Annotated in this window: 24 protein-coding genes; 10 read left to right on the top strand and 14 right to left on the bottom strand. The window is 73.6% G+C overall.

Translation table 11 applies throughout. The annotated features are described in order from the left end of the window. Positions 1-13: 13 nt before the first annotated feature. From AMK24_RS02760 to deoC, 3 genes are read right to left on the bottom strand one after another with little or no spacing between them, the layout of a single operon-like run. Entirely contained in the window at positions 14-967 is a 954-nt protein-coding gene (locus AMK24_RS02760) for an aldehyde dehydrogenase family protein (protein ID WP_073764590.1), read from the bottom strand. After that, positions 960-2,396, bottom strand: coding sequence for an aldehyde dehydrogenase family protein (locus AMK24_RS02755; RefSeq protein WP_073764588.1), 1,437 nt, complete (start codon positions 2,394-2,396; stop codon positions 960-962). The genes AMK24_RS02760 and AMK24_RS02755 overlap by 8 nt, the downstream gene beginning before the upstream one ends. A 5-nt stretch (positions 2,397-2,401) precedes the next feature. Beyond that, on the bottom strand, positions 2,402-3,388 hold the full coding sequence (gene deoC, locus AMK24_RS02750; RefSeq protein WP_079190435.1) for a deoxyribose-phosphate aldolase: 987 nt from the start codon (positions 3,386-3,388) through the stop codon (positions 2,402-2,404). 225 nt (positions 3,389-3,613) lie between these two features. Here deoC and AMK24_RS02745 point away from each other — a divergent pair, with 225 nt between their 5' ends. Beyond that, entirely contained in the window at positions 3,614-4,252 is a 639-nt protein-coding gene (locus AMK24_RS02745; RefSeq protein WP_073764586.1) for a PH domain-containing protein, read from the top strand. 113 nt (positions 4,253-4,365) lie between these two features. On the opposite strand, the gene AMK24_RS02740 is transcribed toward AMK24_RS02745, so the two are convergent. From AMK24_RS02740 to AMK24_RS02730, 3 genes are all read right to left on the bottom strand, one after another. Further along, complete coding sequence (locus AMK24_RS02740; RefSeq protein WP_073764584.1) at positions 4,366-6,006, bottom strand: phospho-sugar mutase; 1,641 nt, start codon at positions 6,004-6,006, stop codon at positions 4,366-4,368. Positions 6,007-6,323: 317 nt separating this feature from the next. Then, positions 6,324-7,148, bottom strand: a complete 825-nt coding sequence (locus tag AMK24_RS02735) for a purine-nucleoside phosphorylase (RefSeq protein WP_073764582.1) — start codon at positions 7,146-7,148, stop codon at positions 6,324-6,326. 268 nt (positions 7,149-7,416) lie between these two features. Further along, positions 7,417-7,854 (bottom strand): gamma-glutamylcyclotransferase, encoded by a 438-nt coding sequence (locus AMK24_RS02730; RefSeq protein WP_073764580.1) that lies wholly within the window; start codon positions 7,852-7,854, stop codon positions 7,417-7,419. A gap of 296 nt (positions 7,855-8,150) precedes the next feature. Here AMK24_RS02730 and AMK24_RS02725 point away from each other — a divergent pair, with 296 nt between their 5' ends. After that, on the top strand, positions 8,151-9,590 hold the full coding sequence (locus tag AMK24_RS02725; RefSeq protein WP_073764578.1) for an NAD(P)H-quinone dehydrogenase: 1,440 nt from the start codon (positions 8,151-8,153) through the stop codon (positions 9,588-9,590). 186 nt (positions 9,591-9,776) lie between these two features. Continuing rightward, positions 9,777-10,748 carry a DeoR/GlpR family DNA-binding transcription regulator gene (locus AMK24_RS02720; RefSeq protein WP_073764576.1) on the top strand — a complete coding sequence of 324 codons (972 nt, stop codon included), beginning with the start codon at positions 9,777-9,779 and terminating at the stop codon, positions 10,746-10,748. Positions 10,749-10,767: 19 nt separating this feature from the next. On the opposite strand, the gene AMK24_RS02715 is transcribed toward AMK24_RS02720, so the two are convergent. The 3 genes from AMK24_RS02715 to AMK24_RS02705 all read right to left on the bottom strand — a co-directional run bounded on the left by AMK24_RS02715 (position 10,768) and on the right by AMK24_RS02705 (position 14,964). After that, entirely contained in the window at positions 10,768-12,186 is a 1,419-nt protein-coding gene (locus AMK24_RS02715) for a hypothetical protein (RefSeq protein ID WP_206780343.1), read from the bottom strand. Positions 12,187-12,407: 221 nt separating this feature from the next. Then, positions 12,408-12,950, bottom strand: a complete 543-nt coding sequence (locus AMK24_RS02710) for a TetR/AcrR family transcriptional regulator (RefSeq protein ID WP_443333903.1) — start codon at positions 12,948-12,950, stop codon at positions 12,408-12,410. Positions 12,951-13,209: 259 nt separating this feature from the next. After that, positions 13,210-14,964 (bottom strand): acetyl/propionyl/methylcrotonyl-CoA carboxylase subunit alpha, encoded by a 1,755-nt coding sequence (locus AMK24_RS02705; protein ID WP_073764570.1) that lies wholly within the window; start codon positions 14,962-14,964, stop codon positions 13,210-13,212. Positions 14,965-15,317: 353 nt separating this feature from the next. Here AMK24_RS02705 and AMK24_RS02700 point away from each other — a divergent pair, with 353 nt between their 5' ends. Then, entirely contained in the window at positions 15,318-15,755 is a 438-nt protein-coding gene (locus AMK24_RS02700; protein WP_073764568.1) for a hypothetical protein, read from the top strand. Between the two features lie 44 nt (positions 15,756-15,799). On the opposite strand, the gene AMK24_RS02695 is transcribed toward AMK24_RS02700, so the two are convergent. The 4 genes from AMK24_RS02695 to AMK24_RS02685 all read right to left on the bottom strand — a co-directional run bounded on the left by AMK24_RS02695 (position 15,800) and on the right by AMK24_RS02685 (position 18,505). Continuing rightward, positions 15,800-16,411 carry a Maf family protein gene (locus AMK24_RS02695; protein ID WP_079190398.1) on the bottom strand — a complete coding sequence of 204 codons (612 nt, stop codon included), beginning with the start codon at positions 16,409-16,411 and terminating at the stop codon, positions 15,800-15,802. A 26-nt stretch (positions 16,412-16,437) separates the two neighbouring features. Next, positions 16,438-16,566, bottom strand: coding sequence for a morphogenic membrane protein MmpB (gene mmpB / locus AMK24_RS35115; protein ID WP_267488448.1), 129 nt, complete (start codon positions 16,564-16,566; stop codon positions 16,438-16,440). A gap of 94 nt (positions 16,567-16,660) precedes the next feature. Then, on the bottom strand, positions 16,661-16,867 hold the full coding sequence (locus AMK24_RS02690; RefSeq protein ID WP_073764564.1) for an acyl-CoA carboxylase subunit epsilon: 207 nt from the start codon (positions 16,865-16,867) through the stop codon (positions 16,661-16,663). A 57-nt stretch (positions 16,868-16,924) separates the two neighbouring features. Then, positions 16,925-18,505: an acyl-CoA carboxylase subunit beta gene (locus tag AMK24_RS02685; protein WP_073764562.1), complete on the bottom strand. Its 1,581-nt coding sequence runs from the start codon at positions 18,503-18,505 to the stop codon at positions 16,925-16,927. Between the two features lie 235 nt (positions 18,506-18,740). Between AMK24_RS02685 and AMK24_RS02680 the strand changes: the two genes are divergently transcribed. From AMK24_RS02680 to hutH, 5 genes are all read left to right on the top strand, one after another. Next, complete coding sequence (locus AMK24_RS02680; RefSeq protein WP_073764560.1) at positions 18,741-19,610, top strand: biotin--[acetyl-CoA-carboxylase] ligase; 870 nt, start codon at positions 18,741-18,743, stop codon at positions 19,608-19,610. A gap of 223 nt (positions 19,611-19,833) precedes the next feature. Beyond that, positions 19,834-21,033 carry an adenylate/guanylate cyclase domain-containing protein gene (locus AMK24_RS02675; protein ID WP_073764558.1) on the top strand — a complete coding sequence of 400 codons (1,200 nt, stop codon included), beginning with the start codon at positions 19,834-19,836 and terminating at the stop codon, positions 21,031-21,033. Between the two features lie 189 nt (positions 21,034-21,222). After that, on the top strand, positions 21,223-22,035 hold the full coding sequence (locus tag AMK24_RS02670) for an enoyl-CoA hydratase/isomerase family protein (protein ID WP_073764556.1): 813 nt from the start codon (positions 21,223-21,225) through the stop codon (positions 22,033-22,035). Positions 22,036-22,139: 104 nt separating this feature from the next. Next, a complete protein-coding gene (locus AMK24_RS02665; protein WP_073764554.1) occupies positions 22,140-23,294 on the top strand; it encodes a GGDEF domain-containing protein in 1,155 nt (384 codons plus the stop codon). 247 nt (positions 23,295-23,541) lie between these two features. Further along, positions 23,542-25,092 (top strand): histidine ammonia-lyase, encoded by a 1,551-nt coding sequence (gene hutH / locus AMK24_RS02660; protein ID WP_073764552.1) that lies wholly within the window; start codon positions 23,542-23,544, stop codon positions 25,090-25,092. Between the two features lie 71 nt (positions 25,093-25,163). Here hutH and AMK24_RS02655 read toward each other — a convergent pair whose 3' ends face one another. Beyond that, entirely contained in the window at positions 25,164-25,460 is a 297-nt protein-coding gene (locus tag AMK24_RS02655; RefSeq protein ID WP_073764550.1) for a hypothetical protein, read from the bottom strand. Between the two features lie 107 nt (positions 25,461-25,567). Between AMK24_RS02655 and AMK24_RS02650 the strand changes: the two genes are divergently transcribed. Then, a complete protein-coding gene (locus AMK24_RS02650; RefSeq protein ID WP_242434893.1) occupies positions 25,568-26,017 on the top strand; it encodes a hypothetical protein in 450 nt (149 codons plus the stop codon). The last annotated feature ends 231 nt before the right edge of the window (positions 26,018-26,248 follow it).

Here is a 26,248-nt window from a genome sequence, read left to right as displayed (position 1 = left end):
GGGTGCGACCGGGTCAGTACGAGGAGCCCGCGGCTCCCAGCGCGCCCGTCGGGTGCCACACCGTCTTGGTCTCCAGGAAGGCCGTCAGGCGGTGGGTGCCGGGGGAGGCGAGCCAGTCCTCGGAACCGTCCGCGCCGTCCCCGTCCCTGTCCCCGTCCACGGGGCGGGGGCGCAGGACGCGCTTCAGGTTGTCGGCCGCGGCGATCTCCAGCTCCTTCGCCAGCGCGGCGTCCGCGCCGGTCAGGTCGATCGCGTTGACGTCCTGGTGGGCGGCGAGCGGTGCGGCGATCTCCGCCGTGACGCCCGACAGGATGTTGACCACGCCGCCGGGGACGTCCGAGGTGGCCAGCACCTCGCCCAGCGAGAGCGCGGGCAGCGGCGCGTCGGCCGAGGCGACGACGACCGCCGTGTTGCCGGTCGCGATCACCGGGGCGACCACCGACACCAGGCCGAGGAGCGAGGACCCCTGCGGGGCGAGGACCGCGACGACGCCGGTCGGCTCGGGGGAGGAGAGGTTGAAGAACGGGCCCGCCACCGGGTTGGCCCCGCCCGCGATCTGCCCGATCTTGTCGGTCCAGCCCGCGTACCAGACCCAGCGGTCGATCGCCGCGTCCACCACGGCCCCCGCCTTGGACTTCGACAGCCCCTCGGAGGCGGCCACCTCGCGGACGAACTGCTCCCGGCGGCCCTCCAGCATCTCCGCGACGCGGTAGAGGACCTGGCCCCGGTTGTACGCGGTGGCGCCCGACCAGCCGCCGAACGCCTTGCGCGCCGCCACGACCGCGTCACGCGCGTCCTTGCGGGAGGACTTCGGCGCGTTGGCCAGCCACGCGCCCTTCGAGTCGGTCACTTCGTACACCCGGCCGCTCTCGGAGCGGGGGAACTTGCCCCCGACGTACAGCTTGTAGGTCTTGAAGACGCCGAGCCGCCGCTCGGCGGAGCCGTTGATCGGTTCGCGGTCAGACATCGAGGTACGCCTCCAGGCCGTGGCGGCCGCCTTCGCGGCCGTAGCCCGACTCCTTGTAGCCGCCGAACGGCGACGTGGGGTCGAACTTGTTGAACGTGTTGGCCCACACGACGCCCGCCCGGAGCCTGTCGGCCACCGCGAGGATGCGGGAGCCCTTCTCCGTCCAGATGCCCGCCGAGAGGCCGTACTGGGTGTTGTTGGCCTTGGCGACGGCCTCGTCCGGGGTGCGGAAGGTGAGGACCGAGAGCACCGGGCCGAAGATCTCGTCCCGGGCCACGGTGTGCGCCTGGGTGACGTCGGTGAAGAGCGTCGGGGCGAACCAGTAGCCGGACGACGGCAGTTCGCAGGGGGCGCTCCAGCGCTCCGCGCCCTCCGCCTCGCCGGTCTCCACCAGGGCGGTGATCCGGGCCAGCTGCTCGGCGGAGTTGATCGCGCCGATGTCGGTGTTCTTGTCCAGCGGGTCGCCCAGCCGCAGCGTGGACAGCCGCCGCTTCAGCGCGTCCAGCACCTCGTCCCGGACCGACTCCTGCACCAGCAGCCGGGAGCCCGCGCAGCAGACCTGACCCTGGTTGAAGAAGATCCCGGTCACGATGCCCTCGACGGCCTGGTCGATCGGGGCGTCGTCGAACACGATGTTCGCGCCCTTGCCGCCCAGCTCCAGGGTGACCTTCTTGTCCGTGCCCGCGACGGAGCGTGCGATGGCCTTGCCGACCGCGGTCGAGCCGGTGAAGGCGACCTTGTCCACGTCCGGGTGCGTGACCAGGGCCTCGCCCGCGTCCCCGTACCCGGTCAGGATGTTGACGACGCCCTTCGGCAGCCCGGCCTGACGGCAGACGTCCGCGAAGAACAGGGCGGAGAGGGGCGTCGTCTCGGCGGGCTTGAGGACCACCGTGTTGCCCGTGGCGAGCGCCGGGGCGATCTTCCACGCGAGCATCAGCAGCGGGAAGTTCCACGGGATGACCTGGCCGGCCACGCCCAGCGGGCGCGGGTTCGCCCCGTACCCGGCGTGGTCCAGCTTGTCGGCCCAGCCCGCGTAGTAGAAGAAGTGCGCGGCGACCAGCGGGAGGTCCGCGTCGCGGGTCTCCTTGATCGGCTTGCCGTTGTCGAGCGTCTCCAGGACGGCCAGCTCACGGCTGCGCTCCTGGATGATCCGCGCGATCCGGAACAGGTACTTGGCGCGCTCGGAGCCGGGCAGCGCCGACCACTTCCCGAACGCCTTCCGGGCCGCCTTCACGGCCCGGTCCACGTCCGCCGCGCCCGCCCGCGCGACCTCGGAGAGGACCTCCTCCGTGCTCGGCGAGACGGTCTTGAAGACCTTGCCGTCGGCGGCCTCGGTGAACTCCCCGTCGATGAACAGCCCGTAGGAGGGGGCGATGTCGACGACGGAACGGGACTCCGGCGCCGGTGCGTACTCGAATGCGGATGCCATGGTTATCAGTCCACCGTCACGTAATCGGGGCCGGAGTAACGGCCGGTGCTGAGCTTCTGGCGCTGCATCAGCAGGTCGTTGAGCAGGCTGGACGCGCCGAACCGGAACCAGTGCGGGTCCAGCCAGTCCTCGCCCGCGGTCTCGTTCACCAGGACCAGGAACTTCACCGCGTCCTTGGTGGAGCGGATGCCGCCGGCCGGCTTCACGCCGATCTGCACGCCGGTGGCCGCCCGGAAGTCGCGCACGGCCTCCAGCATGAGGAGGGTATTGGCGGGGGTGGCGTTGACGGCCACCTTGCCGGTCGAGGTCTTGATGAAGTCCGCGCCCGCCAGCATCCCGATCCAGGAGGCCCGGCGGATGTTGTCGTACGTGGACAGCTCGCCGGTCTCGAAGATCACCTTGAGGCGGGCGGAGCCGCACTCCGCCTTCACGGCGGCGATCTCCTCGTAGACCTTCAGGAACCGGCCGGAGAGGAACGCCCCCCGGTCGATCACCATGTCGATCTCGTCCGCCCCGGCCGCCACGGCGTCGCGGACGTCCGCGAGCTTGACGTCCAGCGCCGCCCGGCCCGCCGGGAAGGCGGTCGCCACGGACGCCACCTTCACACCGGAACCGGCCAGCGCGGCGGCGGCGGTGGCCGCCATGTCGGGGTAGACGCAGACGGCCGCGGTGTGCGGGGTCGTGCGGTCGGTGGGGTCGGGGTTGACGGCCTTGGCGGCGAGAGCCCGGACCTTGCCCGGGGTGTCCGCGCCTTCCAGCGTCGTCAGGTCGATCATCGAGATGGCGAGATCGATGGCGTACGCCTTGGCCGTCGTCTTGATCGAACGGGTTCCGAGGGCGGCGGCGCGCGCTTCGAGGCCGACGGCGTCGACGCCGGGCAGCCCGAACAGGAAGCGGCGCAGCGCGCTGTCGGACGCCGTCGCGTCGGAGAGGGGGGCACCTCCCTGCTCGGACGCCGTTGAGGGCTTGGGGGAGGAAGCAGTGGTGGGCATGGTCACCAGAGGAGCATATCTACGCGCGTAGCAACCTGTACAGGGGGCCGACTCGTCCGGGCGTTCCGCACCCGGCAGGAACGCCTCCCGCGCGCCGCCGCCCGGTACGTCCGGCACGCGGTCGCCGACAGGGCCCGCACCCCGGCGCCCCACCCCGGCTCTCCGCGGCGCCGCCGCGTGACGGCCGCTCCACCGCCTTCCGCGCCCGTCAGGCAGAATCGCCCCATGACGAGCCCCACACCCCCCGCAGAGCCGCCCCACGCCGACCGGACCTACCGGTCCGTCTCCGCGCTGGTCTGCGGGGTGCTGCTGCTCCTGCTGATCGCCTGGATGGCCGGCGACGCCATGATCCGGGGCGGGGGCCGCGTGCCGTGGCTCGCGGCGGGGGCCCTGCTGCTCGTGGTACCCCTGGTCGTGGCCTTCACCCTGCGGCCCGCGGTCTTCGTGAACGACGAGCGCGTCCGCGTCCGCAACCCGTTCCGGACGATCCTGCTCCCCTGGACCGAGGTCGCCGACGTGCGCGCCTCCTACTCCTCCGAACTGCTCGCCCAGGACGGCACGAAGTACCAGCTCTGGGCCATCCCCGTCTCGCTGCGCGCCCGCAAGCGCGCGGCGCGCGCAGCGGCCCGCGCCGCGCACGACGACCCCTACGGCCGCACGTCGGTCAGCGCCGACGTCCGCGACTCCGCCGCCCGCACCGCCTCCGCCGACCAGACCGTCCGCGACCTGCGGGACCTGGCCGAGGGCGCGGGCGGGACGACTCCGGAGGGGGCTGCCGCGGTCTCGGTGCGCTGGGCGTACGAGGTGATGGCCCCGGCCGTCGCCGGGGCGGTCGTGCTCGCGGTGGCGTGGGCGGTGGGCTGACGAGGGTTCCGGGAACCACCGGCGGCCGGGACTTCCCGGCGTGCCCACGGACGGGGGCCGGTCCCGGCGGAAGTCTCCGCCGGGACCGGCCCCCGTCCGTGCTCCGCGCAGTCTCAGATCCCGGCCGCCGCCGCCAGGTCCCGCTTGATGGCGGCGAGCAGCTCCGCCCCCCGGGCCCGCGCGGCGGGCAGCCCGGTCGCGTCGGCCACCGGGACGACGACCTCCAGGTAGCACTTGAGCTTCGGCTCGGTACCGCTCGGGCGGACGATCACCCGGGCGCCCTCCAGGTGGTAACGCAGCCCGTCCGTGGGCGGAAGCCGGTCCGTGCCCCGCGTCAGGTCCTCGGCCGAGGTGACCGCCAGGCCCGCGAGGGCGGTCGGCGGCCGTTCGCGGAGGCGGGTCATGGCGTCGGCGATGACCGTCAGGTCCTCCACCCGCACCGAGAGCTGGTCGGTGGCGTGCAGCCCGTGGGCGAGCGCCAGGTCGTCCAGCAGGTCGAGCAGCGTACGGCCCCGCTCCTTGAGCACGGAAGCCAGCTCGGCGACGAGCAGGGCGGCGGTGATGCCGTCCTTGTCGCGCACGCCCTCGGGGTCGACGCAGTAGCCGAGCGCCTCCTCGTACCCGTACCGCAGACCCTCCACCCGGGCGATCCACTTGAACCCGGTCAGCGTCTCCTCGTACCCGAGGCCCGCCTGCTCCGCGATCCGGCCCAGCAGCGACGACGACACGATCGACTCCGCGAACACGCCGGAGACGCCCCGCTCCACCAGGTGCGCCGCGAGCAGCGCGCCCACCTCGTCGCCGCGCAGCATCCGCCAGCCGCCCTTTGCGGAGGCGTCGGGCACGGCGACGGCGCAGCGGTCCGCGTCCGGGTCGTTGGCGATGACCAGGTCGGGCGCGGCCCGGCGCGCGGTGGCGAAGGCGAGATCCATCGCGCCCGGCTCCTCCGGGTTCGGGAAGGCCACGGTGGGGAACGCCGGGTCCGGCTCGGCCTGCTCGGCGACGAGCACCGGCGCGGGGAAGCCGGCCCGCTCGAACGCCGCGGTCAGCACCGAGGCGCCGACGCCGTGCATCGCCGTGTAGACGGTCCGGGCCGTACGGGGGCTCCCGGCGGCCAGCACCGCGTCCGTACGGGCCAGGTAGGCGTCCAGGACGTCCTCGCCCAGCGTCTCCCAGCCGTCCTCGGGGCGTACGACGTCCGCCAGCGGGCCGACCGCGGCGATGGCGGCCGCGATCTCGCCGTCGGCGGGGGGCACGATCTGCGAACCGTCGCCGAGGTAGACCTTGTAGCCGTTGTCGCGCGGCGGGTTGTGGCTGGCGGTGACCTCCACCCCGGCGACCGCGCCCAGATGCCGTATGGCGTAGGCCAGGACGGGGGTGGGGAGCGGGCGCGGCAGCACGGCGGCGCGGAGCCCCGCGCCGGTCATCACGGCCGCGGTGTCGCGCGCGAAGTCGGCGGACTTGTAGCGGGCGTCGTAGCCGATGACGACGAGCCCGCCCTCCTGCCCCTGCGCCTTCAGGTAGGCGGCGAGGCCCGCCGCCGCCCGGATCACCACGGACCGGTTCATCCGCATCGGCCCGGCCCCGAGCTCGCCGCGCAGGCCGGCGGTGCCGAACTGGAGCGTGCCCGCGAAACGGCCGGCCAGCTCCTGGGTGTCGCCCGCCCCGATCAGCGCGGCCAGTTCGTCGCGGGTCTCGGGATCGGGGTCCTCGGCCAGCCAGGTCCTGGCCTGTGCGATGAGATCGTGCTGCACGGGGAGCGCCTTTCGGGGTGGGCGGAAGTCTTCGGTGGTGCGGGGCGGTGGGTACGGGCCGGTGGCGGCGCGGGTCGGCGGGGGACGGGGCGGTGGCGGTGCGGCGGGGGAGGGGCCGGGGCGGGCGGGCGCGGCGCCCGGCCCGTCCGCCCGGTGGGACCGTCCCCGGGCGGAGTGCCCGGTCCCGGTCCGCCGGGCACGCCCCGGGGGGCCCGGCGGACCGGGACCGGCTCCGCGGGGCACGCTCCGGGGCGTGTTGCGGAAGGAGCGTCGTCCGCCCGGACGCCGCCGAGCAGGCGGGACTTTCGAAACCCGCTCTAGATGCGTTCCAGCACCCGTGCCAGCAGCGCGCCCATCCGGGTCGCCGAGTCGCGGCCGGCCTGGAGGACCTCCTCGTGGTTGAGGGGTTCTCCGGAGAGGCCCGCCGCCAGGTTGGTGACGAGGGAGAGGCCCAGCACCTCCGCGCCCGCCTCGCGGGCCGCGATGGCCTCCAGGACCGTGGACATGCCCACCAGGTCGCCGCCCATGACCCGGACCATGTTGATCTCGGCCGGGGTCTCGTAGTGCGGGCCGGGGAACTGGACGTACACGCCCTCTTCCAGGGTCTCGTCGATCTCCTTGCACAGCGCGCGCAGCCGCGGCGAGTACAGGTCGGTCAGGTCGACGAAGTTGGCGCCGATGATCGGGGAGGCGGCCGTCAGGTTGATGTGGTCGCTGATCAGCACCGGCTGCCCCGGACGCATGCCCTCGCGCAGGCCGCCGCAGCCGTTCGTCAGGACGACGGTCCGGCAGCCCGCGGCCACCGCGGTACGGACCCCGTGGGCGACGGCGGCGACGCCCCGGCCCTCGTAGAAGTGCGTGCGGCCGAGGAAGACCAGCACGCGCTTCTCGCCGATCCGGTACGAGCGGACCGTGCCGCCGTGGCCCTCGACGGCGGGCGCCGGGAAGCCGGGCAGCTCGGTCACGGGGAACTCGGCCTCCGGGACGCCGAGCGCTTCGCCCGCGGGGGCCCAGCCGGAGCCCATGACCAGGGCGACGTCATGGGTCTCGGCGCCGGTCAGCTCGCGCAGGCGGGCGGCGGCCCCGGCGGCGGCGGCCTGCGGGTCGCCCTGGATGTTGTCCGGAATAACAGATGCGTTCACGCGGATGAGCGTAACCGCTGAATCCCTACGCGCGTAGATGCCCCGGCGCAAAGAGGCCGGGGAGGTCTTCGTACTTTCGCACGACCGGGGTGCGGGCCAGGGGACCGGCCACGGCGCCGACCGGGGACGGAAGCCCCCGACCGGGGCGGACGGAGAGGGTTCGGCGCGGGCCCCCGGGGCCTGTCGTCCCCCTGCCGCCTGCCGCCTGCCGCCTGCCGCCTGCCGGACGACGACGGCAGGCGGCAGGGTGACGACAGGCCCCACCGGTTCAGCAGGGGCGCTTGCGGAGCTCCATCACATAGTCGTGGGGCGCGCCGGCGGATTCCGCGGCGTCCGCGATCTCCCCCAGGTAGCGCGCCGAGGGCAGACCGCCCTCGTACCCGTTCAGCACGTAGATCCAGGCCGGCTCCTCGCCGTCCAGGGTGTGCACCCGGATGCGCATGCGCCGGTAGACGTCCAGGCCGACGCCCTCCCAGCGGTCCATGGAGTCCTCGTCCATCGGGGCCAGGTCGTACAGCGCGACGAAGACCTGGGAGCGCGGCGCCTCCACCACGGTGGCCAGCGCGCCCTCCCAGCCCATCTGCTCCCCGCCGAAGGTCAGCCGCCAGCCGTTGAGCCAGCCGGTGCTGCGCATCGGGGAATGCGGGGCGCGGCGGGTCATCAGCCGCGCGTCGAGGTTGCCGGCGTACGCGGCGTAGAGCGACATGGGATCGAGGGTACGGGAGGCGGGCGCGGGAGAGGCGGTTCCTGTGACGAAGGCCCCGGTCGGGGCAGTACGAGGACGGTTCGCACCCCCGCGTCCGGCGCCGGGAGCCCGCCCTCCGGGCCGTCCGGTCCCGCGTGGTGGGCGCTTCCTTTCCCGTATGGAGGGCCCCGGGGCGAAGCACCTTGGCGCGTGCGGGACAATGGAGTACGTACTGCAGACCCCCGGGGCGATCCCCCGGACCCCCGGCCGGGGCGGCAGGGCGGCCGCGGGGCAACCCAACGCGAGGCGGACTTTTCGTGACCCGGATCGTGATCATCGGCGGCGGCCCCGGCGGCTACGAGGCGGCCCTGGTGGGCGCCCAGCTCGGTGCGGAGGTGACCGTCGTCGACTGCGACGGTCTCGGCGGAGCGTCGGTCCTCACCGACTGCGTGCCGTCGAAGACCCTGATCGCGACGGCCGAGGTGATGACCACCTTCGACTCCTCCTACGAGGAGCTGGGCATCATCGTCGCCGACGACACCCCGCACGTGGAGCAGGCCGCCCGCGTCGTCGGCGTGGACCTCGGCAAGGTCAACCGCCGGGTCAAGCGCCTCGCGCTCGCCCAGTCCCACGACATCACCGCCTCCGTCACCCGGGCCGGCGCCCGCGTGATGCGCGGCCGGGGCCGGCTGGACGGGCTCCAGGCCGCCGACGGATCCCGCCAGGTCGTCGTCACCGCCGCGGACGGCACCGAGGAGCGGCTGACCGCCGACGCCGTGCTGATAGCGACCGGCGGCCACCCCCGGGAGATCCCGGACGCGAAGCCGGACGGCGAGCGCATCCTGAACTGGACCCAGGTCTACGACCTCGACGAGCTGCCCGAGGAGCTCATCGTCGTCGGATCCGGCGTCACCGGCGCCGAGTTCGCCGGGGCCTACCAGGCGCTCGGCTCCCGCGTCACCCTCGTCTCCTCCCGCGACCGGGTGCTGCCCGGCGAGGACCCGGACGCCGCCGCCGTCCTGGAGGACGTCTTCCGGCGGCGCGGGATGAACGTCATGGCCCGCTCCCGCGCCCAGTCCGCCAAGCGGGTCGGCGACCGGGTCGAGGTCGCCCTCGCGGACGGCCGGGTCATCACCGGCTCGCACTGCCTGATGGCGGTCGGCGCGATCCCGAACACCGCGGGCATGGGCCTGGAGGAGGCCGGCGTCCGGCTCAAGGACTCCGGGCACGTCCTCACCGACCGGGTCTCGCGCACCAGCGCGCCCGGCGTCTACGCCGCCGGCGACGTCACCGGGATCTTCGCGCTGGCCTCGGTGGCCGCGATGCAGGGCCGGATCGCGATGTACCACTTCCTCGGCGACGCGGTGGCCCCGCTGAACCTGAAGGCGGTCTCCGCCAACGTCTTCACCGACCCGGAGATCGCCACCGTCGGCTACAGCCAGGCCGACGTCGACGCGGGCAGGATCGAGGCGCGGGTCGTCAAGCTGCCGCTGCTGCGCAACCCGCGCGCCAAGATGCAGGGCATCCGCGACGGCTTCGTCAAGATCTTCTGCCGCCCCGGTACGGGGATCGTGGTCGGCGGCTGCGTCGTCGCGCCGCGCGCCAGCGAGCTGATCCACCCCATCTCGATCGCCGTCGACAACAACATGACGGTGGAACAGATCGCGAACGCCTTCACCGTGTACCCGTCCCTGTCCGGATCGATCGCCGAAGTGGCCCGGCAGTTGCACACCCGCAAGCTCACCGGCGAGGGCTGAGGGGCCGGGGAACCGGACGATCCCCGGCAGCCCCAGGCAGCCCGGACGGCGCTGGAAGCCGTCCGTGATCACCCCTGACCGACCAAGGGGCCTCCTATACCACTGGGAGGCCCCTGTGAAGTACAACTTCTGTTATTCGGTGCAAACTGCTGAAAACCCAGCGACGGGCACGTTACTGTCAGTTCCGTGTTCGCTGCAGAACGTCGTCAATTGATCCTCGAAATGGTGCGCGCCAACGGGGCGGTATCGCTCCGTGAGCTCGCCCGCGTCGTCCAGACCTCCGAAGTGACCGTACGGCGGGACGTGCGGGCACTGGAGGCAGAAGGACTCCTCGACCGCCGGCACGGCGGTGCGGTCTTGCCGGGCGGTTTCACGCGGGAGTCCGGCTTTCCGCAGAAATCCCATCTCTCCACCGCGGAGAAGACCGCGATCGCCGACCTGGCCGCCGGCCTCGTCGGCGAGGGCGAGGCCATCGTGGTCGGCGCCGGTACGACCACCCAGGAGCTGGCCCGCCGGCTCGCGCGCGTCCCCGGTCTGACCGTCGTCACCAACTCGCTGCTGGTGGCCCAGGCGTTGGCCCATGCCAACCGGGTCGAAGTCGTCATGACCGGCGGCACCCTGCGCGGGAGCAACTACGCGCTGGTGGGCAGCGGGGCCGAGCAGTCCCTCCAGGGGCTGCGGGTCTCCCGGGCGTTCATCTCCGGGAGCGGCCTCACCGCGGAGCGTGGCCTGTCCACCTCCAACATGCTCTCGGCCAGCGTCGACCGGGCCCTCGTCCAGGCCGCCGCGGAGGTGGTCGTCCTGGCGGACCACACCAAGCTCGGCTCGGACACCATGTTCCAGACGGTGCCCACCGAGCTGATCACCCGTCTGGTCACCGACGAGCCGCCGCTCCACGACGAGCGGGCCGCCGCCGAGCTCCAGGCCCTGGCCGACCAGGGTGTGGAGATCACGGTGGCCGGTTCGGACACGGACGCGACCGGCGGGGACGGGCCCCCCGGAGAGCGCCGCCCGCGCCGCGACATGCCGTTGCCGGGGCAGCGGCGTACGACGACGCGGAACGGGGGGCCGGGACCGCAGCTGCGGAGCGCCACCCCGCTGTCCGACCAGGCGTCGTCCGGCGAACGCGCCCGGGTGGCGGACCTGCGCCGGCGGTAGCCGACGGCCGGTCGTCGTGTCAGGCGGGCACGCGTGCGTCCCGTGTCCTCCGCCGCTCCCAGCCCGGAAGCGGCAGGGTGCGGCGCCAGGCGGGAGCCACGAGCACGGCCGTCAGGACGGAGGCGGCGGACGCGAGGGCGAGCGGGAGGTAGCCGGTGAGGTGGCCGGCGTTCCCGGTCAGGGCCGGGAGCAGCGACGCCCCGACCACCGCGTACAGCCCGACCACGGTGAGCCGGACGCCGGGGGAGGTGCGGCAGACGCCCTCCCAGGGCCGGGCCGCCGCGCCGGGGGTGGTCGCCTCCCACGTCACCGGGGCGGCATCGGTCAGACGGCGCATGTGGGAGCGGAGAACGGAGCAGGTGAAGCTCCGGCCGTCGGGGGCGACGAAGACCATCGGAACCGGGTCCGTGCCGTTCACCATGTTCCAGCGCCGGGCCCAGAGCAGCCAGCCCGTCGTCTCGCCGAACTCCGTCGCCAGGGCGAGAACGTCGGTGCCGTCGACACGGAGTTCGAGCCCCCTGACCTCGTCGACGTCGGCGCTCAACCAGACTCTGTCGACCACCTTGGTGCTGCCGGCCCGGCCGCCGACCGTGGTGTGCGCTTCGTGGACGGCGGTCAGCCGGTCCACATATCCGGCGTTGACCTCCCCCGCCGCGGCGTCCTCGGTCAGCAGCCTGCGCGGACCGTACGCGGAGACGCGCTCCGAGTTCACGAGCCCGGCGCTCGCCCAGCACGCCGCGAACAGCAGAACCGCGAACGGCATCAGCGTCCCGCCCTCCAGCGGCACGTACCAGGGCGAGAGGTACGACGAGATGTCCACGCCGTCGTCCACCCACCCGCCGAGCCCGGGGCGGCCCGGCGCGTGCAGGACCCGGACGTCCATGCCCTCCTCCGGCGACGAGCCGACGATCCCGCGGTCCACGGCGAGCACCGTGCCGTCGGCCAGTTCGACCCGCAGATCGGCGAAGTAGTAGGCGCCGCGCCTGCCCTTGCCGACCCCGGTGGGCTCACCTTCGCCGGCCTGGACGACGGTCCCGGTCGACACCCGCGGCTGCGCCCGTTGGATCGCGTCGAGCGCCGCGCCCTGGGCGCCGTCCGGCCGCAGTCCCACCAGGGAGGCCGAGGCGACGGCGGTGACGGCGAGCGCCAGGGCGACCGCGGGGCCCAACGGGACGGGGAAGGGCCGGGGGAGCACCGAGGGGATCGGTGGGAGCTGCTCGTCGACTCCGGGGTCGAGTGAGCCCGGCTCCAGTACGGGCGCCCGGAAGGTGGCCGCCACCCACCCCAGGCCGCACACGAGTGCCGCCGCCATCGCGACCAGCATGTCGAGGCGCGGCGTCGTGGCGGTGAACCGTACGACGGGAAGCAGGACCACCGCCGCCGCGCATATGAGCGCCGCCGTCCCCCACCCGCGTGTCCAGACCGTTGATCTCCGCATCCGGTCATCCAACCCCAACGCCGGCTCCGGGAGAAGCGGGGCCGCCTACGCACTCCGGGCTCCCCGGGCCGCGTGCGTCCAGCGTCCGGGAGCCGCCGGCCGCCGCGGCCGACTCGCCCTCCATCGAAGGGAGTCGAGTCGCTGACAGGACGCGGTCCCACTGCTGGAGCGCCGTCCCGGGAGCGTCGCGCCGGAGGCGGCTCGGGACGGCCGTCCGGCGGCTACTTCAGCCCGCGCAGCGTCAGCCGTAGCAGTCGCTCCGTCAACTCCGGGTCGTCGGGCGACTGTTCGGCCGCCAGGGCGATCGCGTTGGTGAGCTGGAGCAGGTCGTCGATGGAGACGTCGTCCCGTACGGCTCCGCTCTCCTGGGCCCGGCGCAGCAGTCCCGCGCCCGCCTCGCGGAGCGGTCGGTGGCACTGCGTCAGCGGCGAGGTCGCGTCGCGGGAGGCGGACATCAGGGCGTGGGCCAGCCCGCGGTACTCACCCGCATGAGTGACGATCGAGCCCAGCCAGTCCACCAGCGCCCGGCACGGCGCCTCCGCCGCCGCCAGCTCGCGGGAGCGGTCCAGCAGGGAGCGCAGGGCGTCCTGGAAGACCGCGTTCATCAGGGCGTCCCGGTTCGGGAAGTGCCGGTAGAGGGTGCCGATCCCCACGCCCGCCCGCCGGGCGATGTCCTCCAGCGACGCGTCCGTACCGTGTTCGGCGAACGACCTGCGCGCCTCGCCCACCAGCCGGTCGTGGTTCCGCCGCGCGTCCGCGCGCATCGGCCGCGCCGTGCTCGTCTCCATCGGGATCGCCCCTGTCATGGCTCCCACCCCTCCCTCGGCCCTCGGACCGCCCCTCGGGCACCGGCGGCCTCTCGGACCCGTCGTCGGTTCCAGGATGCCACTGCGGGGGAGGGCCGGTGCCACGGCGGCGACGGGCTCGGCACCGCGGTCGCGTGGGGCCCGGGGCCGTGATCGCGACAGGGCCCGGCCCACGTCGTGAGGACGCGGGCCGGGCCCTGAGGGGGCGTGCCGGAGATCAGTCCTTGATCTCGCAGATCAGGGCGCCCGAGGAGACGGAGGCGCCGACCTCGGCGGAGAGGCCCTTGATGGTGCCGGAGCGGTGCGCGTTGAGCGGCTGCTCCATCTTCATGGCCTCCAGGACGACGACGAGGTCGCCCTCCGCGACCTCCTGCCCCTCCTCCACCGCGATCTTCACGATGGTGCCCTGCATGGGCGAGGCGAGGGAGTCGCCGGAGGCGGCCGAACCGGCCTTCTTCGCGGCGCGGCGCTTCGGCTTGGCGCCGGCGGCGAGGCCGGTACGGGCCAGGCTCATGCCCAGCGAGGAGGGCAGCGAGACCTCCAGGCGCTTGCCGCCGACCTCGACGACCACGGTCTCACGCCCGGCCTCGTCCTCCGCGTCCGCGTCGGCGGGCGCGGCGAAGGGCTTGATGTCGTTGACGAACTCGGTCTCGATCCACCGGGTGTGCACGGTGAACGGGTCCGCGGTGAAGGCGGGGTCGGCGACGACGGCCCGGTGGAAGGGGATGGCGGTGGCCATGCCCTCGACCTGGAACTCCGCCAGCGCGCGGGCGGCGCGCTGGAGCGCCTGCTCGCGGGTCGCGCCGGTCACGATGAGCTTGGCGAGGAGGGAGTCCCACGCCGGGCCGATGACCGAACCCGACTCGACGCCCGCGTCCAGGCGGACGCCGGGGCCGGTCGGCGGGGCGAAGAGGGTGACCGTGCCGGGGGCGGGCAGGAAGCCGCGGCCCGGGTCCTCGCCGTTGATCCGGAACTCGAAGGAGTGCCCGCGCACGGCCGGGTCGCCGTACCCCAGCTCCTCGCCGTCCGCGATGCGGAACATCTCGCGTACGAGGTCGATGCCCGTGACCTCTTCGGTGACGGGGTGCTCGACCTGGAGGCGGGTGTTGACCTCCAGGAAGGAGATCGTGCCGTCCAGGCCGACCAGGAACTCGACCGTGCCGGCGCCGACGTAGCCGGCCTCCTTGAGGATCGCCTTCGAGGCCGCGTACAGCTCGTCGTTCTGCGCCTGGGTCAGGAAGGGGGCCGGGGCCTCCTCCACCAGCTTCTGGTGGCGGCGCTGGAGCGAGCAGTCACGGGTGGAGACGACGACCACGTTGCCGTGGGAGTCGGCCAGGCACTGGGTCTCCACGTGGCGGGGCTTGTCGAGGTAGCGCTCGACGAAGCACTCGCCCCGGCCGAAGGCGGCGACCGCCTCGCGGACCGCGGAGTCGTACAGCTCGGGGATCTCCTCCAGGGTGCGGGCCACCTTCAGCCCGCGCCCGCCGCCGCCGAAGGCGGCCTTGATCGCGATCGGCAGGCCGTTCTGCTCGGCGAAGGCGACGACCTCGTCGGAGCCGGAGACCGGGTCCGGGGTGCCCGCCACCAGGGGCGCGCCCGCGCGCTGGGCGATGTGCCGGGCGGCGACCTTGTCGCCGAGGTCGCGGATCGCCTGCGGCGGGGGGCCGATCCAGGTCAGTCCGGCGTCCAGGACGGCCTGGGCGAACTCCGCGTTCTCCGACAGGAATCCGTAGCCGGGGTGGATCGCGTCCGCCCCGGAGTCCGCGGCGGCCCGCAGCACCTTGGCCATGTCCAGGTAGCTGGCGGCCGGGGTGTCACCGCCCAGCGCGAACGCCTCGTCAGCGGCCCGGACATGCAGCGCGTCGCGGTCCGGCTCGGCGTAGACCGCGACACTCGCGATCCCCGCGTCCCGGCACGCCCGAGCGACGCGGACGGCGATTTCGCCACGGTTGGCGATGAGCACCTTGCGCACGATGACTCCCTCCTCGAAACAAGCTGAGTTTAGGGACTACCGACACGGCCGTACGACCTGTCCCCAATGGTGAGCTTGCCCACACGGAGTGTGATCCGAGGCTTGCCCCAGTAGTGAAATCCCTTGTGGCACCACGGTACGCCGCGATCCTCAACCGCACAGTAACCATCCGGTGTGGTCCAGGTCTCTGTCCTGAAGGTCAACGCCTCACGGCGATTCTTTGTGGACTCCCTACGAACGGCCGGTGGATTCTTTGCCCGGCGTGCGGGCGGACCCGGCCCCTTGTCGCCGGGAATACCCATGAGTAGGGTCCGCGCTACGCACGTACCGGAGGTAACAGGGGTGGGACGCTGATGCGCAGAGCGGTGGCGGTCGTGACCGCGCTCGTGCTGTTCGGGGAGGCGGTGGGCATCGTGCTCGTCAACGCCGCCCTGGCCACGGTCGCGGAGAACCAGAACATGTCCCTCGCCGGTATGGACCCGGGAGCCATGTCCACCGGGACCTGGGTGATGGGCGGAGTCTCCGGGCTGCTGCTGGCCCTGTGCGGGCTGATCGCCCTGGCGGCCGGGGCCCGCGACCGCTCCCCGGGGCGCTTCGGGCGGATCGTCCTGATCGGCTGCGCGGTCGTGCACGGCGTCCTCGGCGCGGTCACCGTCGGCCTGGTCGGCTGGGACGCCTTCGCGTTCCTGATGCTGGTGCTGGCCCTGCTGGTCCTCACCCTGCTGGCGTACGGGCCCGAGGCCCCGGCCGAGGACGGCCCGGGCGAGCGGCCGGCCCCGGCGGCGGTCTGAACCGCCCCTCCCGCCGGCGGCCCGGGCCCCGGGCCGCCGGGGTCTCAGACCCACAGCTCCGTGACCGAGACGTCCAGTTCGCCCAGCAGGCGGCGCAGCAGCGGCAGCGAGAGGCCGATGACGTTGCCGTGGTCGCCCTCGATGGAGTCGACGAACGGCGCCGAGCGGCCGTCCAGGGTGAAGGCCCCCGCCACGTGGAGCGGTTCGCCCGAGGCCACGTAGGCGGCGACCTCGGCGTCGGTCGGCTCCCCGAACCGTACGACCGTGGACGCCGTCTCCGACGCGGTACGGCCCGAGGCGGTGTCGATCACGCTGTGCCCGGTCCGCAGGACGCCCGACCGGCCGCGCATCGCCTTCCAGCGGGCGGTGGCCTCCTCGGCGTCGGCCGGCTTGCCCAGCGCCTCGCCGTCCAGCTCCAGCACCGAGTCGCAGCCGATCACCAGGGCGCCCGCCGCCTCGGGGCGCTCCGCGACCGCGGCGGCCTTGGCCCGCGCCAGGACGAGGGCCAGCTCGGCGGGGGTCGGCGCGCTCAGGGCGTCCTCGTCCACCCCGCTGACGATCACCTCGGGCGCGAATCCCGCCTGGCGCAGCAGGCCGAGGCGGGCGGGGGAGGCGGAGGCGAGCACGAGACGGCGCTGATCAGTCATACGCGCCATCGTAGAAGGGCCCCGTCCCCGGCGGGTCAGTGGACGCCGAGCACGAACATCGCCACCAGCATCGCCAGCGCCAGCAGGACGCCGGCTCTGCGCATCATGGCCTGGGCGTCGCGCAGTTCCTTCGGCGGCTTGTTCTCGGGGTCGGACCACAGCATGCTTCCGATCCTGCGGCCCCGCCCCGCCCCTCCGCCTGAGTACGGGTACTCAAAGCCGCCCCCGGCGGACCGGGGACGGCCTCGGGAACACGTCCTAGCCCGGCCAGTACGTCCGCGCCCAGGCCCGGGGGCCCGGCCGCGGGCCTCCGGAGCGGGCGATGCGGCCCGGGTCGGACCACTGCTCGGGCGGCAGCGGCGGCCCGGACGACACGGCGGACGCGGCGGCGGCGCGCGCTTGGACCACCGCCACGGCGGCGGCCAGCTCCTCAGGGGTGGGGTTGCCCCGCACGACCTTGATCATGGGCGGACCTCTCTGGGAAAGGCGGCTGGAACGGATGGACCGGGCGCGTCCGGCGCCCTACAGCGGGATGTTGCCGTGCTTCTTCGGGGGCAGGGATTCCCGCTTCGTACGGAGCTGACGCAGCCCCTTGACGATGTGGGCCCGGGTGTCGGACGGCATGATCACCGCGTCCACGTAACCGCGCTCGGCCGCCACGTACGGGTTGAGCAGCGCGTCCTCGTAGTCCGCCATCAGCTCGGCGCGGGTCGCGTCCGGGTCCTCGGCGGCGGCGATGGCGCGCCGGTGCAGGATGTTCACCGCGCCCTGCGCCCCCATGACGGCGATCTGCGCGGTGGGCCAGGCGAGGTTCAGGTCGGCGCCCAGGTGCTTGGAGCCCATCACGTCGTACGCGCCGCCGAACGCCTTGCGGGTGATGACGGTGATCAGCGGGACGGTCGCCTCCGCGTACGCGTAGATCAGCTTCGCGCCGCGCCGGATGATGCCGCCGTACTCCTGGTCCACGCCCGGCAGGAAGCCCGGCACGTCCACGAAGGTGATGACGGGGACGTTGAACGCGTCGCAGGTGCGGACGAAGCGGGCCGCCTTCTCGCTGGCGTTGATGTCGAGGCAGCCGGCGAACTGCATCGGCTGGTTGGCGACGATGCCGACCGGGTGCCCCTCGACCCGGCCGAAGCCGGTGATGACGTTCGGCGCGAACAGGGCCTGGGTCTCCAGGAACTCGCCGTCGTCCAGCACGTGTTCGATCGCGGTGTGCATGTCGTACGGCTGGTTCGCCGAGTCCGGGATGAGCGTGTCCAGCTCGCGGTCCTCGTCGGTGGTGGCGAGGTCCGCCTCCTCCGGGAAGGCCGGGGCCTCGGAGAGGTTGTTCGACGGCAGGTACGACAGCAGGGACTTGACGTACTCGATGGCGTCCTTCTCGTCGCCCGCCATGTGGTGCGCCACCCCGGAGGTGGTGTTGTGCGTACGGGCTCCGCCCAGCTCCTCGAAGCCGACGTCCTCGCCGGTGACCGTCTTGATGACGTCGGGCCCGGTGATGAACATGTGCGAGGTCTGGTCGACCATCACCGTGAAGTCGGTGATGGCGGGGGAGTAGACCGCACCGCCCGCGCACGGGCCGACGATCAGCGAGATCTGCGGGATCACCCCCGAGGCGTGCACGTTGCGCCGGAAGATCTCGGCGAACAGGCCGAGCGCCACCACGCCCTCCTGGATGCGCGCGCCCCCGCCGTCGTTGATGCCGATGACCGGGCAGCCGGTCTTCAGCGCGAAGTCCATGACCTTGACGATCTTCTCGCCGTAGACCTCGCCGAGCGACCCGCCGAAGATGGTGAAGTCCTGCGAGTACACGCAGACCGGCCGGCCGTCGACCGTGCCGTAACCGGTGACGACGCCGTCCCCGTACGGGCGGTTCTTCTCGATGCCGAAGTTGGTCGAGCGGTGCCGGGCGAACTCGTCGAGCTCGACGAAGGAGCCTTCGTCCAGCAGCAGCTCGACCCGCTCACGGGCCGTCAGCTTGCCCTTGGCGTGCTGCTTCTCGACCGCGCGGGCCGACCCCGCGTGCGTCGCCTCGTCAATGCGGCGCGTCAGGTCCGCGAGCTTGCCCGCGGTGGTGTGGATGTCGATCTGCGGCTCGGACATCGGGGGCGGCTCCCTGCCTGGTCACGGGGACGACGACCGGTGGCGGTCACGGGGGACGGGCGGTCGTCTGTCCGGCTCTGCGGCTACTGGCTCGTAACTCGGTTGTGCGGCTCTGCTTCGTCACGCGATCGCGCCGCGGCCTCCGCCGCCGTGCGCCGCTTGGCTACTGACTCGTAGGGTAACGGCGCGCCTCCGGAAAGGCAGTGCGTCCTTTGCCACACCTAGGCTGGGTTGCATGACACCCCCGGATGCGCCACACAACCGCTGGTCGGACCTCGACCGGCCGCCCCTGAACGTGCCCGCGCTGCGCCGCGGACTGCTGCGGCCCGACGCGTTGTGGACGTCGCTGGAGGTCGTGGAGTCCACCGGCTCCACCAACACCGACCTCGCCGGGCGGGCCCGCGCCGGGACGGTCGCCGGAGGCACGGTGCTGATCGCCGAGGAGCAGACCGCCGGGCGCGGACGGCTGGAGCGGACCTGGACGGCCCCGCCCCGCTCCGGACTGTTCCTCTCGGTGTACCTGGAGCCCGGCGACGTCCCCGTGGAGCGGTGGGGGTGGGTGCCGCTGCTGGCCGGGGTGGCCGCCGCCACCGGGCTCGCGAAGTCCGCCGGGGTCGACATGTCGCTGAAGTGGCCCAACGACCTGCTGGTCTCCGTGGCCGGCGAGGAGCGCAAGACGGGCGGCATCCTCGCCGAGTTCGCCGGGGACGGCATCGTCGTCGGCATGGGGATCAACGTCTCGCTGCGCGCCGACGAGCTGCCCGCCCCCACCGCCGGGTCGCTCGTGCTCGCCGGAGCCGTCTCCACCGACCGCGAGACGCTGCTGCGCGCCGTCCTGCGCTCGCTGGAGCACTGGTACGGGGCGTGGCGGGAGACCGGTGGGGACGCGGCCGCGAGCGGGTTGCAGGCCGCGTACGCGGCGGGGTGCGCGACCCTCGACCGGACCGTGCGGGCCGAGCTGCCGGGCGGTGGCGCCCTGGTCGGCGAGGCGGTCGCGATCGACGGGGACGGCCGGCTCGTCCTCTCCACCGAGGACGGGCTCCAGCAGCCGGTCTCGGCCGGCGACATCGTCCACCTGCGGGGCGTGGCGGGCGGCCTGACCTGACGGGGGCGCGGCGCGGGAGCGCGGAAGCCGGGGCGGTGCGGGGGAGCGGCGCAGGGGGCGCGCGGGCCGGACAACGCGTACGCCCCGATGTCACGGATGTCACGCGCGACGCACCGGGGACGGGCGGCCAAGGACGTGAGCCAGGGCACACCTGCCGTATCGTTGAGGCGATCCGAAGAGAGATCGGCAGGGAAGTGCGCAGGGAACGGGCAGGAGGCGGCTGGTGACCGTCGGCGACACGACGTCCGGCGCGGGCGAGGAGCCCGGGACGGACTCCTCGGTCCACGCCACGCCCCACCACGAGGTCGACCACACGGTGGAACCGACCGACGACCCCCTCGCCATCCGCCTCGAAGCGCTGATCCTGGGGGCCGACCGGCAGTACACGCCCTTCCAGGCGGCCCGCACCGCCGGGGTCTCCATGGATCTGGCCTCCCGGTTCTGGCGGGCCATGGGGTTCGCGGACATCGGGCAGGCCAAGGCGCTCACCGAGGCCGACGTGCTCGCCCTGCGGCGGCTGGCCGGTCTCGTCGAGGCGGGGCTGCTCAGCGAGCCGATGGCGATCCAGGTCGCCCGCTCCACCGGCCAGACCACCGCCCGGCTGGCCGAGTGGCAGATCGACTCGTTCCTGGAGGGCCTGACCGAACCGCCCGAGCCGGGCATGACCCGTACCGAGGTCACGTATCCGCTGGTCGAGCTGTTGCTCCCCGAGCTCCAGGAGTTCCTCGTCTACGTGTGGCGGCGCCAGCTCGCCGCCGCCACCGGGCGGGTCGTGCAGGCGGCGGACGACGAGGAGATGGTCGACCGGCGGCTCGCGGTCGGCTTCGCGGACCTGGTGGGCTTCACCCGGCTGACCCGGCGGCTGGAGGAGGAGGAGCTGGGCGAGCTGGTCGAGTCCTTCGAGACGACCGCCGCCGACCTGGTCGCCGCGCACGGCGGGCGGCTCATCAAGACCCTCGGCGACGAGGTCCTCTTCGCCGCCGACGACGCGGGCACGGCCGCCGAGATAGCGCTCCGGCTGATCGAGGCGATGGGCCAGGACGAGACGATGCCCGCCCTGCGCGTCGGCATCGCCTTCGGCACGGTCACCACCCGGATGGGCGATGTCTTCGGCACCACGGTGAACCTCGCCAGCCGGCTGACCTCGATAGCTCCGAAGGACGCCGTCCTGGTGGACGGGGCGTTCGCCGCGGAGCTGGTCCGCCACGGCGACGCCCCGGAGTCCGAGGCGCAGGCCGCCGAGGCCGCGGCGGCCGCCGCCGAGCGGGCCCGGCTCGCCGAGAAGGAGGGCCGCGAGCCGGCGGAGGAGCCGCCGCTGCCGTCCTACCGCTTCGGGCTCCAGCCGATGTGGCAGCGGCCCGTGCGCGGACTCGGCGTGGTGGAGCCGTGGCTGCTGGCCCGGCGCGGCCGGACCGGTTCCTGAGACCGTCCCTCCCGGGTGGCGGGAATCCGCCCCGGCCCCACGCCGTCCCGCAGCCGTTACGGCCTCGCCCTGTCGGCGGCCGGGCCGCCCTGTCTAGGATTCCTGCCGGATAACGCTCGTTAACGGCAGCGGGCGGCGTCGGCCGGAGGTCGTCGACCGCCGGCGCCGTCGACCGACAGGGGTGCAGCCATGACCGTCACGTCCGAGCAGCGGTACGGGGAGTTCGTCGTCGTACGGCGGCACGCGGGGCAGGACCACGTCGCCGAGCTGGTCCTGGACCGGCCGAAGGCGATGAACGCCGTCTCCACCGACATGGCCCGCTCCATCGCCGCCGCCTGCGACGCGCTCGGCGCCGACCGGGACGTCCGGGCCACCGTGCTGACCTCCAGTCACGAACGGGCCTTCTGCGTCGGCGCGGACCTCAAGGAGCGCAACTCCTTCACCGACGCGGAACTCGTCCGCCAGCGGCCCACCGCCCGCGCCGCCTACACCGGGGTCCTGGAGCTGCCGATGCCGGTGATCGCCGCCGTGCACGGCTTCGCCCTCGGCGGCGGCTTCGAACTCGCCCTGGCCTGCGACGTGATCGTCGCCGACACCACCGCCGTGGTCGGGCTGCCCGAGGTGTCCGTGGGCGTCATCCCGGGCGGCGGGGGAACGCAGTTGCTGCCGCGCCGGGTGGGGGCGGCGCGCGCCGCCGAGCTGGTGTTCAGCGCCCGTCGCGTCGAGGCCGCCGAGGCGCGTGGACTGGGGCTGGTCGACGAGCTGGTCGAGGCCGGCCGGGACCGCGAGGAGGCCCTCGCGCTGGGCGGCCGGATCGCCGCCAACTCACCGGTCGGCCTGCGCGCGGCCAAGCGGGCGCTCCGGCTGGGGCAGGGGCTGGACCTGCGGGCCGGCCTGGAGGTGGAGGACGCGGCCTGGCGGTCCGTCGCCTTCTCCGGGGACCGGGCGGAAGGGGTGGCCGCGTTCAACGAGAAGCGGCGCCCGGAATGGCCCGGTGAGTGACGACGGGCGTGCGTCACCGAGGGTGATCATTTCGTGGCGAAACGGTTGATATGGGTGACGCATCAAACTGATCAAAAGAGAACAAATCTACCTAAGCTGTAGAAATGGGTGGTGACGACGAACGGCTGCGGGCCGTGGTTTCGCTGGCGCAGACCATGGCCGCGGCCTACACGCCGCGGGAATCGTGGCGGGCGGCCGCGCTGGGCGCCTGCGAGGCGCTGCACGGCAGTTTCGCCGCGCTCTCGGTGTGGGAGCGGGAGCGGGGCCGGCTGCGGGTGCTGGTGAACGCGGGGCAACGGGCCGAGGGGGAGGAGGAGTTCCCCGAGGAGGAGGCGTACCCGGTCCACCAGTTCCCGGAGATCACCGAGTTCCTGCACGAGCGCTGGGCGGGCGGCGGCGAGCCCGACGCCTGGGTGGAGACCGCGGACGGGCAGCCCGGTGCGGGCGGTCCCGCCCGCGGCGCCCGCCCGTACTGCCACCAGCGGGTCGCAGCCCTGCGGCGGCGCGGCCGGGGCTGCTGCGTGGTCGCGCCGATCGTGCTGCACGGCCGGGCGTGGGGCGAGCTGTACGTGGCACGCCCGGCCGGCCGGCCCGTGTTCGACCGGGCCGACGCGGACTTCGCGACCGTGCTCGCCGCCGTCGTGGCCTCCGGGATCGCCCAGACCGAACGGCTCGAAGAGGTGCGCAAACTGGCCTTCACCGACCCGTTGACCGGTCTGGCCAACCGGCGCGCGGTCGACATCCGGCTCGACGAGGCCGTCGAGCGGCACCGCCTCGACGGCACGGTGGTCAGCCTCGTCGTCTGCGACCTGAACGGCCTCAAGGCGGTCAACGACACCCTCGGCCACGCCGTCGGCGACCGTCTGCTAGAACGTTTCGGCTCGGTGCTGTCGCTGTGCGGGGCGATGCTCCCGGAGGCGCTGGCGGCGCGGCTGGGCGGCGACGAGTTCTGCCTGCTGGCGGCCGGGCCGACGGCGGACGCCGTGGTGGGCGCGGCCACCGAGCTGTGCGACCGGGCCGCGGTGATCGAGCTGGGCGAGGGGGTGGCCTGCGGGGTCGCGTCGACCGGCGACCCGATCGGCCCGGTCCGGTCGGCCCGCCGGCTGTTCCGGCTCGCGGACGCGGCGCAGTACCGGGCCAAGGCGGCCCGCTCCCCGGGGCCGGTGGTGGCCGGGCGGGACGGCGAGGTCGTCCGGCTCGCGGACTCCCCGCCGCAGCCCGCCCACGACCGGCGCAGGCTGCGCGGCAGCCGCCCGTGAGGCGCGGACGCGGGACGCCTGGAGCCCCGGAGACGCGGAGCCCCGGAGGCGCGGAGCCCCGGAGGCGCGGGGCCCCGGACGTCGCGGCGGTGCGAGCGGCGGGAGGGCCGGTGGCCCGCGCCGCCAGGCACCCCGCACGTAAGGCACCCCGCACGTAAGGCGCCCCGCAGGTAAGGGCCCTGTGGGTAAGGGGTCCTGCGCCGCACCACTAGTGACATGAAGGGTTTCAATCCGTAGGCTGCTGAATATGGATATGCACACTGTCGTGGTGGGGACGTCCGGAACCACCGCCGAGGACGTCGTCGCCGTGGCCCGCCACGACGCCCGGGTCGAACTCTCCGCCGCCGCCGTGGACGCCCTGGCCGCCGCCCGCCTCATCGTGGACGCGCTCGCCGCCAAGCCCGAGCCGGTCTACGGCGTCTCCACCGGCTTCGGCGCCCTCGCCAGCCGCCACATCAGCACCGAACTGCGGGCGCAGCTCCAGCGCAACATCGTCCGCTCGCACGCGGCGGGCATGGGCCCCCGCGTCGAGCGCGAGGTCGTGCGCGCGCTGATGTTCCTCCGGCTGAAGACCGTCGCCTCCGGTCACACCGGCGTACGCCCCGAGGTCGCGCAGACCATGGCCGACGTGCTGAACGCGGGCATCACCCCCGTCGTCCACGAGTACGGCTCCCTCGGCTGCTCCGGCGACCTCGCGCCGCTCTCGCACTGCGCGCTCACCCTGATGGGCGAGGGCGACGCGGAGGGCCCCGACGGCACGGTCCGGCCGGCGGGCGAACTCCTCGCCGCCCACGGCATCACCCCGGTCGAACTGCGGGAGAAGGAGGGCCTGGCCCTCCTCAACGGCACGGACGGCATGCTCGGCATGCTGGTCATGGCCCTCGCCGACCTGAAGAACCTCTACACCTCGGCCGACATCACCGCCGCCCTCTCCCTGGAGGCGCTGCTCGGCACGGACAAGGTCCTCGCCCCCGAGCTGCACGCCATCCGCCCGCACCCCGGCCAGGGCGTCAGCGCGGCCAACATGCTGCGGGTGCTGGCCGGTTCCGGACTGACGGGCCATCACCAGGACGACGCGCCGCGGGTCCAGGACGCCTACTCGGTGCGTTGCGCCCCCCAGGTCAACGGCGCGGGCCGCGACACCCTCGACCACGCGGCCGTCGTCGCCGGGCGTGAACTGGCCTCCTCCGTCGACAATCCGGTGGTCCTCCCCGACGGCCGGGTGGAGTCCAACGGCAACTTCCACGGCGCGCCCGTCGCGTACGTCCTGGACTTCCTCGCCATCGTCGCCGCCGACCTCGGCTCGATCTGCGAACGCCGCACCGACCGGCTGCTCGACAAGAACCGCTCGCACGGGCTGCCGCCGTTCCTCGCGGACGACGCCGGGGTCGACTCGGGCCTGATGATCGCCCAGTACACCCAGGCCGCCCTGGTCAGCGAGATGAAGCGGCTCGCGGTCCCCGCCTCCGCCGACTCCATCCCGTCCTCCGCGATGCAGGAGGACCACGTCTCCATGGGCTGGTCCGCCGCGCGCAAGCTCCGCACCGCCGTGGACAACCTGACCCGGATCGTCGCCGTCGAGCTGTACGCCGCGACCCGCGCGGTCGAACTGCGGGCCGCCGAAGGGCTCGTCCCCGCCCCCGCCTCGCAGGCCGCCGTGGCCGCGCTGCGGTCCGCCGGGGCCGAGGGCCCGGGGCCGGACCGCTTCCTCGCGCCGGACCTGGCCGCCGCCGACGCCTTCGTCCGGGAAGGGCTCCTGGTCGCGGCCGTGGAGTCGGTCACCGGCCCGCTGGCCTGAGAGACCTCGCGTACGCGGAAGGGTTCCCGCACCACGTGGCGCGGGAACCCTTTCGTGTGCCGGGACAGCCCTCAGTGGGCCGGGTGCGCCCCGGACCGGCGTACCGAGTACGTGACGAAGCCCGCGCCGATGCCCAACAGGGCCGTACCGCCGATGAGATACGGGGTGGTGTCCAGGCCCGGCCCGGTGTCGGCGAGGCGCATCCCGGAGGCGGCGTCCGCCTCCCCGGCGGCCTGCCGGGACGTGGCGGCCGGGGCGTCCTGGACGGCGTTCTCACCGGTCGCGTTGGCCGAGGGGACGAACCAGAGAGCGGCCAGCAGCGTGCCGGAGGCGGTGGCGGTCAGCAGCGTGCGACGAGTGACGGACACAGATTCGATCCCCTTGCGACAACCATGAGTTAGCCCCGTGGGCCGATGCTAAGCAAAGCAGCGGGTCGGTGGAAAGTCGCGGCCTCGCAGGGCCGTACGCTCCGGCCATGAGCACAGATGAGACATCCAGGTTTGTTCGGCTTCGCGTGGAGATGGTGTTGGAGGTCACCGACCTCGACGCCCTGACCGGTACCGCCCTCGAATCCATCGCCGCCGAGTACGGGGAGCCCGTCGCGGGGGCCGCCGGAGGCGATACCGCCGAGGAGCGGATGCATGCCGAGGCCACGGTCCGGGCAGACGGAGCAGAGGCGCTCGCCTCGCTGGTCGACCCCTTCGACCTGGTCAGCGAGGTGCCCGGGGTCGAACTGGCCCAAGCGTCCTGGAGCAGCGAGAGCATCGAGTACGACCCCGACGCGGAGGACTGGGACGACGCGGACGACGGCGAGGAGGGCCTGTTCCTGCCGGAGGACGGGGACGAAGAGGAGGGGTACGGCGACACGGTCGCGCACAATGGGAGGAACGACGACCGGGACGGTGGCCCCGCGCAGCCGGCGTGACGTGGGGGAACACCCGGCCCCGGCCCGCCCACCGGCGGGCCGGGGCCGCACCGTGAGGCGGAGGAAACCGGCTCCCGGCAGCGGGAACCGCCGCTTCCGGGGACGCGTCGATGAGTGGTGTTCCCCACATCCGTCGTGGATGTGGAACGGAGCGCCCTTTCCGGGTGTTCTTGGAACATTGACGGGGAATGGCCGCCCGGCGTTCCCGTCCGGGGTTTTTGGGGAAATCGG

The sequence above is a fragment of the Streptomyces sp. CB02366 genome (assembly GCF_001905905.1).
In the GTDB taxonomy this organism is placed as follows: domain Bacteria; phylum Actinomycetota; class Actinomycetes; order Streptomycetales; family Streptomycetaceae; genus Streptomyces.
Note: the sequence above shows the minus strand (reverse complement) of the source record. Positions and strands in the feature narration are given on the sequence as shown.